This window comes from Rathayibacter sp. AY1C5, from assembly GCF_002931705.1.
Classification (GTDB): Bacteria; Actinomycetota; Actinomycetes; order Actinomycetales; family Microbacteriaceae; genus Rathayibacter.
In genome coordinates, this window is the sequence record NZ_PSWD01000010.1 from 1 (window position 1) to 15782 (window position 15782).

The following is a 15782-nucleotide window of genomic DNA, read 5'->3' on the forward strand; positions in this document are numbered from 1 at the left end:
CTCCCGGCCCCTCCGCCTCCCGACCCGTCCGCCTCCCGGCGTCCCCCGAGCCGCCCAGCCGCCACAATGGACGGGTGAGTGCGAATGACGAGGTCGACGGGATCGTCGACGCCTGGGTCCGGGAGCGGCCCGATCTCGACTTCACGCCGCTCCAGGTCTTCTCGCGGATGCGCCGGCTGGCCAAGCAGCTCGAGCGCGCGCGCGGCAGCGCCTTCGGCCGGTCCGAGCTCGAGACGTGGGAGTTCGACGTGCTCTCGGCCCTGCGGCGCGCGGGCGCGCCCTACCGGATGAGCCCCAAGCAGCTCCTCCAGGCGACCATGGTCACCAGCGGCACCATGACCAACCGCATCGACCGGCTGGTCGAGCGCGACCTGGTCGAGCGCCTCGACGACCCGAACGACGGGCGCGGCGTGCTGGTGCAGATGACGCCGTCGGGACTCGCCCGGGTCGACGCGGCGATCACCCGCCTGGTCGACGCGGAGCAGGAGCTGCTCGGCGCGCTCACCCACGCCCAGCAGGAGCGGCTGGCGCAGCTCCTCCGCAAGCTCTCCCTCGACTTCGGCTGAGCCGGTCGGTACGGGCCCGCGACGGCGGCCCGCCCAGGCGGTACGGGACAGCTGCCGGTGCCGCGGAGGAGAGCGGCGTCAGCCCTCGAGCTGCTCCGAGAGCTCCAGCCAGCGCAGCTCGAGCTCGGCCGTCTCGTCCTCGTAGGCGCGGAGCGAGGCGTTGAGCGCCAGGATGCCGTCGTAGTCGTCCTGGTCGTGCGTCGCCATCTTCTCGTGGACGGTCTTCGCCAGCTGCGTGAGCTTGTGCAGGCGCCGGTCGATCGCCGACACCTCCTTCTCGGCGGTGCGCCGCTCGGCCCCCGCGAGTCCGCTCGACGCCGGCGCGGCGGAGGAGGAGCCCGACGACGCCGCCGCGGGCGCACCCTTCTCGAGCGCGCGGCGCAGGTCGAGGTACTGCTCGACGCCGCCGGGCAGGTGGCGGAACGCGCCGTCCATCACGGCGTACTGCTGGTCGGTGACGCGCTCGAGCAGGTACCGGTCGTGCGAGACGACGAGGAGGGTGCCCGGCCAGGAGTCGAGCAGGTCCTCGATCGCGGCGAGCATGTCGGTGTCGAGGTCGTTGGTCGGCTCGTCGAGGATCAGCACGTTGGGCTCGCTGAGCAGGATGAGCAGGAGCTGGAGCCTCCGGCGCTGACCGCCCGAGAGGTCCTTCACGGGCGTCGAGAGCTGCGCGCTCGAGAAGCCGAGCCGCTCGAGCAGCTGGCCCGGAGTCATCTCCTTGCCGCCGATGGAGTAGCTGGTGCGCTGCTCCGCGATGATCTCGCGGACGGGCCGGTGCTGGACACCGGTCAGCTCGCGCAGCTGCTGGTCGAGGATCGCGACGCGCACGGTGGTGCCGCGCTTCACCCGGCCGCTCGTCGGCTCCACGCTGCCCGCGACCAGGCCGAGGAGGGTCGATTTGCCGGCGCCGTTCACGCCCAGGATGCCGGTGCGCTCGCCGGGCGCGATCCGCCACTCGATGCGGTTGAGGACGGTCCGCTCGCCGTAGCGGACGGTGACGTCGAGCAGGTCGACGACGTCCTTGCCCAGGCGCGAGACGGCGAGCTGCGAGAGCGAGACCGAGTCGCGCACCGGGGGCTCGTCCTCGATCAGCTGGTTCGCGGCGTCGATCCGGAACTTGGGCTTGGCCGTGCGGGCGGGGGCGCCGCGCCGGAGCCAGGCGAGCTCCTTCTTCATCAGGTTCTGGCGCTTGGCCTCCATGGTCGACGCCATCCGGTCGCGCTCGACGCGCTGCAGGATGTACGCCGCGTACCCGCCCTCGAACGGCTCGACGAGGCGGTCGTGCACCTCCCAGGTGGCGGTGCAGATCTCGTCGAGGAACCACCGGTCGTGGGTGACGACCGCGAGCCCGCCCGACGACGCCGCCCAGCGGCGCTTGAGGTGCTCGGCGAGCCAGGCGATGCCCTCGACGTCGAGGTGGTTGGTGGGCTCGTCGAGGAAGACGACGTCCCAGTCGCCGACGAGCAGCTTCGCGAGGGCGACCCGGCGCCGCTGGCCGCCCGAGAGGGAGCCGACCACTCCGTCCCAGGGGACGTCGCGCAGCAGGCCCGCGATCACGTCTCGGGTGCGCGCGTCGCCCGCCCACTCGTGCTCCTGGAGCCCGCCGACGACGGCCTGGGCGACGGTGAGGTCCTCGTCGACCGTGTCGGCCTGGTCGAGCATCCCGAGCGTGACGCCGCGGCGGTGCGTGACGCGGCCGCTGTCCGGCTCGATGCGCTGCGCGAGCAGGCGCAGGAGGGTCGACTTGCCGTCGCCGTTGCGTCCGACGATCCCGATGCGGTCGCCCTCCTCGATCCCCAGGGAGACGTCGTCGAAGATCACGCGTGTGGGGTACTCGAGTCGCAGCGCCTCGGCGCCCAGCAGATGTGCCATAGGGATCCAGCCTAGGCGGTGCCGCCTGAGCGGTCCGCCGCGGGTCGATCACAGTGCGGCCGGGTCGCGGCCCCCGGACCTCAGCCCGCGGGTGCCGGCTCCGAGACGGACACCGAGCGGCGGTGCAGTCCCGTGGCGCCGTCGGGCGCGGGCGGGCGCTCGACCGTGGTCTGCACCGTGCCGTCCGCGTCGGTGGCGCGCACGGTCACGACGTGGTCGCCGACCGTCGCGTCCCATTCGAGGACCCACTGGATCCACGTGTCCGCGGTGACCTGCTCGGCGAGGCGCGCCTCCTGCCAGGCGCCGCCGTCGATCTGCACCTCCACCTTCGCGATCCCGGTGTGCGGCGCCCAGGCGACTCCCGCCACGGCGACCGTCCCCGCCTCGACGGGCTGGCCCTGGCGCGGCACATCGATCCGCGATTCGATCTTGATCGGACCGCGCTCGGTCCAGCCGCGCGTCGACCAGTAGGCCAGGTCCTCCGCGAAGGTCGTGACCTTCAGCTCGACGACCCACTTCGTCGCCGAGACGTAGCCGTAGAGGCCGGGGACGACCATCCGGACGGGGAAGCCGTGCTCGACCGGAAGCGGCTCGCCGTTCATCCCGACGGCGAGCAGGCTCGCGCGGTCCTCGTCCTGCAGCACGTCGAGCGGGCTGGAGGCGGTGAAGCCGTCGATGCTCCGCGAGAGCACCATGTCGGCGCCGGCGGTCGGCCGGGCCCGGGCCAGCAGCTCGCGGATCGGGTAGCCCAGCCAGAGGGCGGTGCCGATCAGGTCGCCGCCGACCTCGTTGGACACGCAGGACAGGGTGACCAGGTGCTCCTCGAGCGGCAGCGCGAGCAGCTCGTCCCAGGTGATCTCGATCTCCTCCTCCACCATGCCGGTGATCTTCAGCGACCAGTCGGCGGGCTCGACCGACGGCACCGAGAGCGCGGTGTCGATCCGGTAGAACGAGGAGTTGGGAGTGACGTAGGAGCTGATGCCGTCGATGTCGTCGAGCACGGCGCCGGCCGGGACGGGCGCGGCGGCCGAGGCGGGAGCCGGCAGGGACACGGCCTCGCGCACGGCGGTGACGGCGGCGGAGGCGGACGTGAGGAAGCGGGCGCCGATGCCGGCGGCGATCGCGGCGACTCCGGCGATCCCGACCAGGCGGAGGAACGACCGGCGGTCCGGGGAGTCGCTCTCGCGCTCCTCCTGCCAGCCGCGGAGGCGGACGGAGGCCGAGCGGAGCACCGCGGCACCGGCCACCATGCCCACGACGCTCGGCGCCGCGTCGATCCCGGACGCGCCCTCGCGGCTGACGGCGGCGAGCGCACCGGCGCCCGCGACGACGGCCAGCAGCAGCACGCCGAACGGCGGGCGGCGGTACTCGAGGACTCCCGCGCCGACGGCCAGCAGCGCGATCGCGAGGCCGATCGAGACCAGCAGCACGAGCTTGTCGCCGGTGCCGAAGAGCGCGATGACCGTGTCCTTCACGCCCGGGGGCACGATGTCGATGACGAAGCCGCCGACCGCGACCAGCGGACTGCCGCCCGATCCGGTGAAGACCGCGACGACCTCGGCGGCCGCGAGGGCGACGACGGCGGCCACGATCCCGGAGAGGATCGCGAAGAGGGTGGCTCGGCGGGACATGAGCGGCACTCTAAGCCACGAGGTCGGAACTTCTCTGCGGACCGTCTGTGGAGGGCGCCGGGCGCGAGGCTCGCGGGCCCCGCTCCGGAGGCACCGCCTCCGCGACTAGGTCGACAGCAGGCGAGCCCCGTGGACCGGGCCGGACACCCGCACGGCGCTCAGCCGCGCGGAGCTCAGCTCGCGCTGCAGGTCGGCCGCCGCATCGGCGTCCGGAGCGAGGAACGCGACGGTCGGGCCGGACCCCGAGACGAGGCCGCCGAGCGCCCCGCGGCCCTCGCCGAGCTCGAGGATGCGGGCGAGCCCGGGCTGCAGGTGCAGCGCCGGCGCCTGGAGGTCGTTGTGCATCGCGTCGGCGAGCATGGCGGCGTCGCCGGCGCGGAGGGCCTGCAGCACGTTGGGATCGATGGCGGGGGTCGCCGAGATCGGGCGGAAGTCGTGCAGGTGGCGCTCGCGGTGCCGGTCGAGCTCGCTGTAGACCTCGGGGGTCGACAGGCCCTCCTCCGAGAGGACCAGCACCCACTCGAAGCGGCCCTTGGCGAGCGCCGGGCTCAGCTCGTCGCCTCGGCCGACTCCGATCGCGGTGCCGCCGGTGAAGGAGAAGGGGACGTCGGCGCCGAGGCTCGCGGCGATGCCGAGCAGCTGCTCCCTCGTGCACGCCGTGCCCCAGAGCGCGTCGCAGGCGAGCAGGGTCGCGGCCGCGTCGGCCGAGCCGCCGCCCATGCCGCCGGCGATGGGGACGTTCTTCTCGATCTCGAGGTGCACGCCGCCGAGGTAGCCGGTCGCCCGGGCGAGCGCCCGAGCCGCCTTGATCGCGAGGTTGGAGCCGTCGACGGCCAGGCGGGAGGTGTCGATCGAGCCCGAGAAGGAGACCGAGAAGTCGGCCGCCTCCTCCGCGAACACGTCCTCGTAGAGGGAGAGCGACTGGAACGCGGTGGCCAGCTCGTGGTACCCGTCGTCGCGCACGGCGCCGACCTTGAGGAACACGTTGATCTTGCCTGGCGCCCGCGCGTGGACCCGGTTCGACGTCGCGCGGTGGGCCATGCATCCACGCTACAGGGTGGCGGAGGCGCCCTCGTCCGCACCCGGGGCGGGCTCCCCGTCGCCGTCCGCGTCGTCCCCGTCGGTCTCCGCCAGCGACCCGTCGGGCAACGCCGCGCCGCGCACGGGGACCCGCGCCGGATCGAGCTCGCGGCCCAGGCGGACGAAAGCGGCGACGTCCAGCTCCTCGCCGCGCGCGGTCTGCGGGACGCCGGCCCGCTCGAGCGCGACGATCGCCGCGGCGCTGTCGCCGAAGAGGGTCGCGAGCGACTGGCGGAGCATCTTCCTCCGCTGCGCGAACGCCGCGTCGACGACCGCGAAGACGGCGCGGCGCAGGGTCTCGTCGCCCGGCTCCTCGCCGCGGTCGAACGCGACGAGCACGCTGTCGACGTTCGGCACCGGCCAGAAGATCTGACGCGAGACCGCGCCGCCCGTCGTCCAGGAGCCGAACCACGCCGCCTTGACGCTCGGGCCGCCGTAGACCTTGGAGCCGGGACCGGCGGCGAGCCGGTGCCCGACCTCGGACTGCACCATCACCACTCCGGACCGGATGCTGGCGAAGTGCTCGAGGAAGTGCAGGAGGACCGGCACCGAGATGTTGTACGGGAGGTTGGCGACGAGCCGGACCGGATCCCCCGGCAGGTCGAGCACCTTCATCGCGTCGGCGTGCACGACCGCGAGATCGGCGCCCGGCGCCATCAGCTCGACGGTGCGCGGCAGCTGCTCGGCGAGGCGCCCGTCGATCTCGACGGCCACGACCTGCGCGCCCGCCTCGAGCAGGCCGAGGGTCAGCGATCCGAGGCCGGGGCCGATCTCGACGACGGTCTCCCCCGGGCGCACCCGAGCGAGCTTGACGATGCGGCGAACCGTGTTGGCGTCGTGCACGAAGTTCTGGCCGAGCTTCTTGGTCGGCGTGACGTCGAGGAGGCCCGCGAGGTCGCGGATCTCGGCCGGGCCCAGCAGGCGCGGGATCGCAGCGCCCGTCGGCTCGGCGGCGTGGCGGCCGCTCATGCGAGGGGTCCGACCGGCTCCGTCGGCTCGGAGCCGACCTCGCCGCCCCACTCGCCGTACACGGCCTCCGTGTTCGACGCGATCGTCGCGGCGAGGTGGCCGACGTCGGTCTCGAGGGTCGCGGCCATCGAGCGCAGGGTGTGCGGGAGGAGGTAGGGCGCGTTCGGGCGGCCGCGGAAGGGCGACGGAGTGAGGTACGGCGCGTCGGTCTCGACCAGGATGAGGTGCCGCGGAGTCGCGACGAGCGCCTCCCGCAGCAGCTCGGCGTTCTTGAACGTCACGGTGCCGGCGAAGGAGAGGTACCAGCCCTCGTCCGTGCACATCCGCGCCATCTCCGCGTCCCCGGAGAAGCAGTGGAAGACGGTGCGCTCGGGGGCGCCGACGCGGCGCAGGGTCTCGATGACCTCGCGGTGCGCGTCGCGGTCGTGGATCTGCAGCGCGAGGTCGTGCTCCTTCGCGATGCGGATGTGTTCCTCGAAGGAGCGGAACTGCGCGGCGCGGCCGCTCTCGCCGGTGCGGAAGAAGTCGAGCCCGGTCTCGCCGATGGCGCGCACCCGCGGCTGCTCCGCCAGCTCGGCGATCACGGCGAGGGCGGCGTCGAGCTCGCCGCGCTGCTCCAGCTCGGGCGCCTCGTTGGGGTGGATCGCGACGGCGGCCAGCATCCGCGGCTCACTCGCCGCCTGCTCGGCCGACCAGCGGCTCGTCTCGACGTCGGTGCCGACCTGGACGACGCCGCGGACCCCGACGGTGGAGGCCCGGTCGAGCTGCTCGCGGTGGTCGAGCGGCTCGAGGCCGTCGGCGATCTCGAGGTGCGTGTGGTTGTCGTAGACGGGGACGACGAGCGCCTCGGGCAGCGGCGGGTACGTCAGGTCGCGGCCGGACGAGGCCTCGCGGGAGCGGACGTGCTGGCTGTCGGTCATGCGCTCCAGGCTACCGGGAGGGCTCGCGGGGGTCGGAGTCCCGGGCGGACGAGGGCCGAGAGCGGCCGCCGAGGCGCCCTGAGCGGATCGGGTCAGCACCCGATCGGATCGGGACAGCCCGCCTCCCGCGCCGCCGGGAGGCTGGAGCCATGACAGACACCGAGCTCCTCGCCCCTTCCGCATCCGGCTCCCTCGCCGGACGCCACGCCCTCGTCACCGGATCCTCGAGCGGGATCGGCGCGGCCATCGCCCGCCGCCTCGCCGGGGCCGGCGCTCACGTCCTCGTGCACGGACGCGACCCCGAGCGGGTCGGGTCCGTCGTCCGCGGCATCCGCGCCGACGGGGGCACCGCCTCCGCGCTCGTCGCCGACCTCGCGGGCACGCCGGAGGAGACCCGCGCCGTCGCCGCCCGGGCGCTGACCCTCCTCGACGGGCGGATCGACGTCCTCGTCAACAACGCCGGAGTGTTCCCGGTGGGGCCGACCGCCGACCTCAGCGACGCCGACGTCGAGTCCCTCCTCACCACGAACATCCGCGTGCCGCACCAGCTCGTCGCGGCCATCGCCCCGGCCATGGCCGATCACGGGAGCGGAGTGGTCGTCAACATCACCTCGTGGATGGGACGGGTGGGAACGCCGGGGACCGCGCTCTACCCCGCGACCAAGGCGGCGCTGGAGCACCTCACGCGGGCGTGGGCGGCCGAGTACGGCCCGAGCGGCGTGCGCGTGGTCGCCGTCGCGCCCGGCGCGACTCTCACGCCCGGCAACGAGCACGCCGCGGCGATCCTGGAGCAGATGACCGCGTCCGCCCCCGCCGGCCGGCCCGGACGTCCGGACGAGATCGCCCTGGCCGTGCGCTGGCTCGTCTCGGACGAGGCCTCGTACGTCCACGGCACGACGCTCGACGTCGACGGAGGCATCGTCGGCGCCCGCGTCTGACGCCGCGGCACGCGCCGCTCGGAGTCCCCGCGACAGCGCCCGCCGCTCAGTGGATCTGGACGAGCGGCCCGGGGTGGAGCGCGGCGTCGGCCGCGGGGGTCGTCTCGTAGGCGCGGCGGTAGTCGCGCCCGAAGTGCGACGCGCTCGCGTATCCGACCGCGGCCGCGGCCTGCGCGGCGGTGTCGCCCCGGACCAGGAGCAGCCTCCTGGCCTCCCCGAGGCGGAGCCGCCGCAGGTAGCCCAGCGGCGACATCCCGGTCAGCTCGCGGAAGCGGCGGGTGAGTGTGGGCACGCTGGTGCCCGCCTCCGCGGCGAGCGCGCCGAGGGTCCATCCGCGCGACAGCGACGCGCTCATCGCCTCGACCGCGCGGGAGACGGCCTCCGAGCGGACGGTGCTGGACGCGGCCAGCAGCCGGGGCGCCTGGTCCGTCTGCAGCAGCCGCAGCACGAGCTCGCGCGTGATCGCGTGGGCGAGCACCGGGATGTCGGCGGGGGCGTCGAGCAGACGGAAGAGTCGGCGCAGCGAGTCGGCCATCTCCTCCGTGACCGTGCCGATCCGCGGGGCGGGAGCCCGCGGGGCCGTCCGGGGGGCGAGCGCCGCGATCTCGGCCACCACGAGCGGGTCGAGACGCCAGTTGGCCGACAGGAAGTCGCCGCGGTCGCCGGTCTCCACGACGGCCGCGACCACCGGCAGATCGACGGGGGTGATCAGGAAGCGGCCGGCGCCCCACCGCTCGTCGGAGTCGCCGACCACCGAGCGCTTCCGGCCGGCCAGCACCAGGCTGAGGGTCGGCGGGAACCGGGTGTAGACGAGCTCGGTCGGAGCGGTCACCCGGTGCAGGCGCAGGGCGAGCGCGGCGGCGCGCTCGGGGTGCCCGACGTGGCGCCGGGTGAGCTCGGCCGCCTGCTCGAGAGCGTCGAGCACCTCGCGCGTCATCAGCGCCCCGCCGTCCACGGAGCGGAGGGCCGCTCGCACCCGGCCCCCCACGTTCGGATCACGGCCGTCGGGCACTCCCCTGCGGATCCTCCGCCGGCGAGTCCGCACCGCTCGGCTGCTCGGTCCACGGGTCGAGGCGCGGCCGTCAGGACGCGGGAGCCTCGATGCGCGGGAAGAGCGCGGCGAGCGTGCCGACGGTGGTGCCGACGGGGAGGACTCCCCACCGGCCCGCCTCGCGGATCGGCTGCGCGGTGAGGGCGCCCAGCGACTCCGTCACGCCGAGCGCCTCCCAGAGGGACCCCGTCGCGCGCGGCACGACCGGCGAGAGCAGCACGGCCAGGGCGCGGAGCCCCTCCGTCGCGGTGTAGAGCACCGTGCCGAGGCGCTCGCGCTCCTCGCGCTTGGCGAGTGCCCACGGCTCCTGCTCGGTGATGTAGCCGTTGAGCTCCTCGACGATGCTCCACACGGCGGTGATCGCGTCGTGGATCGCGAGCGCGTCGATCGACCGGTCGGCCGACGCGGCGGCCTCGGCGACGATGCGCTGCACGCGCTCCTCCGCCTCGGTCGGCTCCCCCGGCGCGGGCACGACGCCGTCGTAGTAGCGGTGCAGCATCGCGACGACCCGCGAGGCGAGGTTGCCGAAGCCGTTCGCGAGCTCGGACTGGTAGCGCGCAGACAGGTCCTCCCACGAGAACGAGCCGTCCTGGCCGAAGGTGATGGCCCGGAGGAAGTAGTAGCGGAAGGCGTCGGAGCCGAAGGTGTCGGTGATCTGCTCGGGCGCGATGCCGGTGAGCTTCGACTTCGACATCTTCTCGCCGCCGACCAGCAGCCAGCCGTGGCCGAACACCTGCCGGGGGACCTCGAGGCCCGCGGCCATGAGCATGGCGGGCCAGATCACCGCGTGGAAGCGCAGGATGTCCTTGCCGACGATGTGGGTCGCGGGCCAGCGGCGCTCGAACTCCGCCTCGTCCTGACCGTAGCCGACCGCGGTGATGTAGTTGAGCAGCGCGTCGAACCAGACGTAGACCACGTGCGAGTCGTCCCACGGGACCTTCACGCCCCAGTCGAAGCTGGAGCGGGAGATCGACAGGTCGGCCAGGCCCTGGCGGACGAAGCTCACGACCTCGTTGCGCGCCGACTCGGGCTGGACGAAGTCGGGACGCTCCTCGTAGAGCGCGAGCAGCCGCTCGGTGTACTCGCTCATCTTGAAGAAGTAGTTCTTCTCCTTCAGCAGCTCGACCGGCTTCGAGTGGATCTTGCAGACGTACTGGCCGGCGTAGTCGCCGGTGCCCTCCTCGAGGTCGGACAGCTGCTTGTACTCCTCGCAGCCCACGCAGTAGTAGCCCTCGTACTCGCCGGTGTAGATCGCGTCCTCGTCGTACAGCTTCTGCAGGAACTTCTGGACGTTGACCTCGTGCCGCGCGTCCGTGGTGCGGATGAAGTCGTCGTTGGCGATGTCGATGGTCTCGAGCAGCGGCTGCCAGGCGGTCCTCACGAGGCGGTCGGCCCACTCCTGGGGGGTCGTGCCGTTGGCGGTGGCGGTGCGGAGGATCTTCTGGCCGTGCTCGTCGGTGCCGGTCAGCAGCCAGGTGTCGTCGCCCGCCTGGCGGTGCCAGCGGGTGAGCACGTCGGCGGCGACCTCGGTGTACGCGTGCCCGATGTGCGGGACGTCGTTCACGTAGAAGATCGGGGTCGTGAGGTAGAAGGAGGCGCCGTCGGACATGGCGACCATCCTATTCACCGCGCGGCACCGCTCCCGGCGTGTGACGGACGCTGTGGACGACCGGCCGCGATCGCCGCCGGGGAGGGAGCCTCAGCCGCGGCGGGAGGCGAGCGCCGCCTCGTAGAGGGCGCGGCGGGAGAGCCCGGTGATCTCGGCGACCTCGGCCGACGCCTCCTTGAGCCGCGATCCGGCCTCGACGCGGGCCAGCACGTCGGCCAGCGCGTCCTCGAGCGACGCCTCCCGCGCGGGGGCTCCCTCGACGACCAGGCAGATCTCGCCGCGCAGGCCGTCGGCGGCCCACTCGGCCAGCTCGGCCGCCGTGCCGCGCCGGACCTCCTCGAACATCTTGGTGAGCTCGCGGCAGACGACGACGCGCCGCTCCGGGCCCATCGCCTCGACTAGGTCGGCGAGCGCGTCGCCGATCCGGTGCGGGGACTCGAAGAAGACCATGGTGCGCCGCTCGTCGACGAGCGCCCGGAAGGTCGAGACCCGCTCGCCGTGCCGGCGGGGCAGGAACCCCTCGAAGCTGAAGCGGTCCGTCGGGAGCCCGGACACGGCGAGCGCCATGAGCACCGCCGAGGGACCGGGCAGCGCGGTGACCGCGACTCCCGCCGCCACCGCCGCCTCGACCAGGTGGTAGCCCGGGTCCGAGACCGTGGGCATGCCAGCATCGCTCAGCACGAGCAGGTCCTCCTCGCGGGCCAGCTCCACCAGCTCGGCGGCGCGCTCGCGCTCGTTGTGGTCGTGCAGGGCGTAGAGGGCGGGCCGGTTCTCGACGCCCAGGGCGCGCATCAGCTGGATGGTCACGCGCGTGTCCTCGGCGGCGACGTGGCGGGCGGAGCCCAGCGCCTCCACGAGCCGGCGGGAGGCGTCGCCGAGGTTTCCGATGGGAGTGCCGGCGAGGATGATCATGCCGCCAGTCTCCCAGGCCGGGTCCGGGGCCTCCCGCCGCGGATCGCCGCCGTCCCGGGAGGAGGCGCCCCGTTAGCATGGCCGGGTGACGGACCGACCGCAGCGCGACTTCGACGACCTGCTCCTGGACGCGGCGGGATCGGCGCGCTCGGTCCCGGTGGAGCCCGCCGAGGCGTCCGCACCGCGCGAGCGCACCCCGCTCCCGGACGTGCCGCGCGGCTCCCGGTTCGACGACCTGCACACCCGGCTCGTCGCCTCCCCCGCGCGCCGCCGGCTGTACGAGCTCGGACTGCCGCTGCTGGTGGTCGCCCTGGCCGCGGTGCTGCGGCTGTGGAACCTCGGCCACCCGCGCTCGCTCGTGTTCGACGAGACCTTCTACGTGAAGGACGCCTGGACCCTCTGGAACCTCGGGTTCGAGGGCGCCTGGCCCGAGAACCCGGACCCCGGCTTCGCGGCCGGCGACGTGGACACCTTCACGGGGGCGCCGTCCTTCGTGGTGCATCCGCCGCTGGGCAAGTGGATCATCGGGCTCGGGATGGGCGTGTTCGGCGCGGACGACAGCGTCGGCTGGCGCGTCGCGACCGCCGTCGTGGGGATCCTCGCCGTCGCGCTGGTGATCGTGATCGGCCGCCTCCTGTTCCGCTCCACCCTCCTCTCCTCCTTCGCGGGGCTGATGCTCGCGCTCGACGGCCACGCGATCGTGATGTCGCGGGTGTCGCTCCTGGACGGGATCCTGATGTTCGTCGCGCTCTGCGGGGTCGCGGCGGTGCTGTTGGACCGGCGCTGGGCCGACCTGCAGCTGGCGCGGAAGGTGGCGGCGGGAGCGCTGCCGAGCTGGGGGCCGGTCCTGTGGTGGCGGCCCTGGCTGCTCGCGGCCGGCGTGCTCTTCGGCCTGGCCGCGGGCGTGAAGTGGACGGGCGTCTACTTCCTCGCGGCGTACGGCGTGTACGCGGTGGTCGTCGACGCGCTGATGCGGCGCCGCGCGGGCGTGCCGTTCTGGGGCAGCGGCGCGATCCTCAAGCAGGGTCCGGTCACCTTCCTCCTGGTCGTGCCGATCGCCCTGATCGCCTACCTCGTCACCTGGACGGGCTGGCTGCGCACCTCCGGCGGATGGGCCCGGCAGTGGGCGTCGGAGGCCCCCGGCAACGCCTGGACCGGGGCTCTGGCGTGGGTGCCGGACTGGGCGCAGAGCCTCTGGCACTACCACGTGCAGATGTACGACTACTCGATCAACCTGCGGGCCTCGCACCCCTACGAGGCGAACCCGCTCACCTGGCTGCTCATGCTCCGACCGACCAGCATGTACTTCGTCGACCAGGCGACGGGCGTCGACGGCTGCACCGCAGCACGCTGCGACGAGGCGATCACCTCGGTCGCCAATCCGCTCATCTGGTACGCCGGGGTCCTGGCGCTGGTGTACCTCCTCTACCGGCTCGCGCGGTACCGGGAGTGGCGCGCCGGCTTCGTGCTGATGGGGATCGTCGCGGGCTACCTGCCGTGGCTCCTCTACCTCGACCGCACGGTGTTCCAGTTCTACTGCGTCGTCTTCGAGCCCTACATGATGCTGGCGCTGGCGCTGACGGCCGGGATCGTGATCGGGAGTCCGGGCGACGAGCGGAGGCGGCGCACCCGGGGCGTCCTCGTGGTGCTCGTCTTCGCAGTGGCGGCGGCCGCGCTGACGGCCTACTTCCTGCCGCTCTGGATCGGCGCGCAGACGTCCTTCACCTTCTGGCAGGCCCACATGTGGCTGCCCTCGTGGGTATGATCCGGCGGCTGGGCCCGGGAGTCGCGGCCTGCGCCGTCGCGGCGGTGATCGCGGCCCTGCTGCACGCGACGGTGCCGGCAGTGCCGATGCTGACCGCGGCGGTCGCGCTCGGGATCCTCGTGGCGCAGCTGCCCGCGGCGCGCCCCCTGCTGAGCGGGGCGCTGGCGCCGGGCCTGAAGTTCTCGTCCCGCTCGCTGATGCGCGCCGGCATCGTCCTGCTCGGGCTGAAGCTCTCTCTGATCGACATCGCTGCGCTGGGCTGGGGCGCGATCCTGGTCGTCGTCGGGATCGTCCTGGCCACCTTCGGCCTGACCTGGGCGCTGGGCCGGGCGCTCCGGCTGCCCGGGCAGGAGCCGCTGCTGCTCGCGGCGGGCTTCTCGATCTGCGGGGCCTCGGCGATCGGCGCGATGGCCGGAGCGACCCGGGCGAAGGAGCAGGAGCAGGCGACGCCGGTCGCGCTGGTGACGCTCTGCGGCACGCTCGCGATCGCAGTGCTCCCCGCCCTGCAGCAGCCGCTCGGGCTCTCCGACGTGCAGTTCGGGCACTGGGTCGGCGCCTCGGTCCACGACGTGGGCCAGGTCGTGGCGACGGCCCAGGTGGCCGGAGCGTCGGCGCTGGCCGTGGCGGTCGTGGTGAAGCTCACCCGAGTGGTCATGCTGGCGCCGATGGTCGCGGTGGCGGCGGCGGTCACGAGGCGCCGAGGCGGGACCGGCGGGACGCGCCCGGCGATCGTGCCGCTGTTCGTGGTCGGGTTCCTCGCCGCGGTGCTGCTGCGCACGCTCCTCCCCCTGCCGGAGGGACTGCTCGCCGCCGCCGACACCGCGCAGACCTGGCTCCTCGCCGCGGCCCTCTTCGCGCTCGGCAGCGCCGTCCGGGTGCGCGCGCTCGTGACGACGGGGTGGCGTGCTCTCCTCGTCGCCCTGGTGTCGTGGGCGGCGATCGCGGCGATGGGACTGGCCGCGGTGCAGCTGGCGCTCTGATCGGCGCTCCGATCCGCTCGGCCGCTCTGTCGCGCACGGTCGCTCTGCACTGCGGGACCGCTCTGTTACGCGATGCGTCGCTCCGGCGCGGCGGTGTCGGCGGCTCCCGCTAGCGTCGATCGCATGGCAGATCGTGAGTACGGCTTCAAGACGCGTGCGATCCACGCGGGCAACATCCCCGACGCGGTGACGGGCGCCCGCGCTCTGCCGATCTACCAGACCAGCGCCTTCGTCTTCGACGACACCTCCGACGCCGCGGCCCGCTTCGCGCTGCAGAAGTACGGCAACGTCTACTCGCGCCTGTCGAACCCCACGGTCGCCTCCTTCGAGGAGCGCGTCGCGAGCCTCGAGGGCGGCCTCGGCGCCGTCGCCACGGCCTCCGGGCTCTCGGCGCAGTTCATCACCTTCGCGGCGCTCGTCGGCGCGGGCGACCACGTGGTGTCCTCCGCCAACCTCTACGGCGGATCGATCACCCAGCTCGACGTCACGCTCCGCCGTTTCGGAGTGGACACCACCTTCGTCCGCTCGAGCGACCCGGCCGACTACGCGGCGGCGATCACCGAGAAGACCAAGGTGCTCTACGCCGAGACGATCGCGAACCCCTCCGGCGAGATCGCCGACATCGAGGGCCTCGCCGCGGTCGCGCACGCCGCCGGCATCCCGCTGATCATCGACTCCACGGTCGCCACGCCCTACCTCGTCCGCCCGATCGAGTGGGGCGCCGACATCGTCATCCACTCGGCCACCAAGTTCCTCGGCGGACACGGCACCACGCTCGGCGGCGTCGTCGTCGAGTCGGGGCGCTTCCACTACTCCCCCGAGAAGTTCCCGCTGCTGCACGACCCGGTGGCCTCCTACGGGGACCTGTCGTGGGACGGCAACTTCGGGGAGTACGGCTTCCTCACGCGCCTGCGCGCGGAGCAGCTGCGCGACATCGGGCCGGTCCTCGCTCCGCACTCCGCGTTCCTGCTCGCCCAGGGCGTCGAGACGCTGCCGTACCGGATCCAGGCGCACGTCGACAACGCGCGCCGCGTCGCCGAGTGGCTCGACGCCGACCCCCGGATCGAGGCCGTCTACTGGGCCGGGCTGCCCGCGCACCCGCACCACGACCGCGCGCAGAAGTACCTGCCGAAGGGACCGGGCTCGGTCTTCAGCTTCGTGGTCAAGGGCGGCCGCGCCGTCGGCCAGACCTTCATCGAATCGGTCGACCTCGCCAGCCACCTCGCCAACATCGGCGACGCGAAGACGCTGGTGATCCACCCCGCCTCGACCACCCACGCCCAGCTCACCGAGGACCAGCTCCTCCACGCGGGCGTCCTCCCCGGACTCGTCCGCCTCTCCGTCGGCATCGAGGACGCGGACGACATCATCTACGATCTCGACCAGGCGCTCGCCCGCGCGGTCGAGGAGCACGGCACCCCCGACGCTCCGACCGCGCTCCCCGAGGACACGACCACCACCCTGCACACCCCGGCCGTGGAGGTCTGAG

The 15782-nt window shown here is 73.4% G+C and carries 13 protein-coding genes; 5 read left to right on the top strand and 8 right to left on the bottom strand.

The window, feature by feature from the left end; translation table 11 throughout:
* The first annotated feature begins 74 nt into the window (after positions 1–74).
* Entirely contained in the window at positions 75–566 is a 492-nt protein-coding gene (locus C5C57_RS09295) for a MarR family winged helix-turn-helix transcriptional regulator (protein ID WP_104222340.1), read from the top strand.
* A gap of 78 nt (positions 567–644) precedes the next feature.
* Here the strand turns inward: C5C57_RS09295 and C5C57_RS09300 are convergent, their stop codons facing one another.
* The 5 genes from C5C57_RS09300 to C5C57_RS09320 all read right to left on the bottom strand — a co-directional run bounded on the left by C5C57_RS09300 (position 645) and on the right by C5C57_RS09320 (position 7038).
* A complete protein-coding gene (locus C5C57_RS09300) occupies positions 645–2438 on the bottom strand; it encodes an ABC-F family ATP-binding cassette domain-containing protein (protein WP_104288214.1) in 1794 nt (597 codons plus the stop codon).
* Between the two features lie 80 nt (positions 2439–2518).
* Positions 2519–4069, bottom strand: a complete 1551-nt coding sequence (locus C5C57_RS09305) for a molybdopterin-dependent oxidoreductase (RefSeq protein ID WP_104288213.1) — start codon at positions 4067–4069, stop codon at positions 2519–2521.
* 105 nt (positions 4070–4174) lie between these two features.
* Positions 4175–5110, bottom strand: coding sequence for a 4-(cytidine 5'-diphospho)-2-C-methyl-D-erythritol kinase (locus C5C57_RS09310; RefSeq protein WP_104288212.1), 936 nt, complete (start codon positions 5108–5110; stop codon positions 4175–4177).
* 9 nt (positions 5111–5119) lie between these two features.
* Positions 5120–6118: a 16S rRNA (adenine(1518)-N(6)/adenine(1519)-N(6))-dimethyltransferase RsmA gene (rsmA, locus tag C5C57_RS09315; RefSeq protein WP_181069148.1), complete on the bottom strand. Its 999-nt coding sequence runs from the start codon at positions 6116–6118 to the stop codon at positions 5120–5122.
* Positions 6115–7038: a TatD family hydrolase gene (locus C5C57_RS09320; protein WP_104297537.1), complete on the bottom strand. Its 924-nt coding sequence runs from the start codon at positions 7036–7038 to the stop codon at positions 6115–6117. The genes rsmA and C5C57_RS09320 overlap by 4 nt, the downstream gene beginning before the upstream one ends.
* 149 nt (positions 7039–7187) lie before the next feature.
* Between C5C57_RS09320 and C5C57_RS09325 the strand changes: the two genes are divergently transcribed.
* Positions 7188–7976 (top strand): SDR family NAD(P)-dependent oxidoreductase, encoded by a 789-nt coding sequence (locus tag C5C57_RS09325; RefSeq protein ID WP_104288210.1) that lies wholly within the window; start codon positions 7188–7190, stop codon positions 7974–7976.
* 46 nt (positions 7977–8022) lie between these two features.
* On the opposite strand, the gene C5C57_RS09330 is transcribed toward C5C57_RS09325, so the two are convergent.
* The 3 genes from C5C57_RS09330 to rsmI form a co-directional block, all read right to left on the bottom strand.
* A complete protein-coding gene (locus C5C57_RS09330) occupies positions 8023–8988 on the bottom strand; it encodes an AraC family transcriptional regulator (protein WP_258072740.1) in 966 nt (321 codons plus the stop codon).
* Positions 8989–9058: 70 nt separating this feature from the next.
* Complete coding sequence (metG, locus tag C5C57_RS09335; RefSeq protein ID WP_104288209.1) at positions 9059–10636, bottom strand: methionine--tRNA ligase; 1578 nt, start codon at positions 10634–10636, stop codon at positions 9059–9061.
* 90 nt (positions 10637–10726) lie between these two features.
* On the bottom strand, positions 10727–11548 hold the full coding sequence (gene rsmI, locus C5C57_RS09340) for a 16S rRNA (cytidine(1402)-2'-O)-methyltransferase (protein ID WP_104226923.1): 822 nt from the start codon (positions 11546–11548) through the stop codon (positions 10727–10729).
* Positions 11549–11633: 85 nt separating this feature from the next.
* Here rsmI and C5C57_RS09345 point away from each other — a divergent pair, with 85 nt between their 5' ends.
* From C5C57_RS09345 to C5C57_RS09355, 3 genes are all read left to right on the top strand, one after another.
* The gene (locus C5C57_RS09345; RefSeq protein ID WP_258063282.1) at positions 11634–13313 is read left to right on the top strand and encodes a dolichyl-phosphate-mannose--protein mannosyltransferase; all 1680 of its coding nucleotides are present in this window, start codon (positions 11634–11636) and stop codon (positions 13311–13313) included.
* A complete protein-coding gene (locus C5C57_RS09350; RefSeq protein WP_104226922.1) occupies positions 13310–14293 on the top strand; it encodes a YeiH family protein in 984 nt (327 codons plus the stop codon). Before C5C57_RS09345 ends, C5C57_RS09350 begins: the two co-directional genes overlap by 4 nt.
* Before the next feature lie 123 nt (positions 14294–14416).
* Entirely contained in the window at positions 14417–15781 is a 1365-nt protein-coding gene (locus C5C57_RS09355; protein ID WP_104260321.1) for an O-acetylhomoserine aminocarboxypropyltransferase/cysteine synthase family protein, read from the top strand.
* The last annotated feature ends 1 nt before the right edge of the window (position 15782 follow it).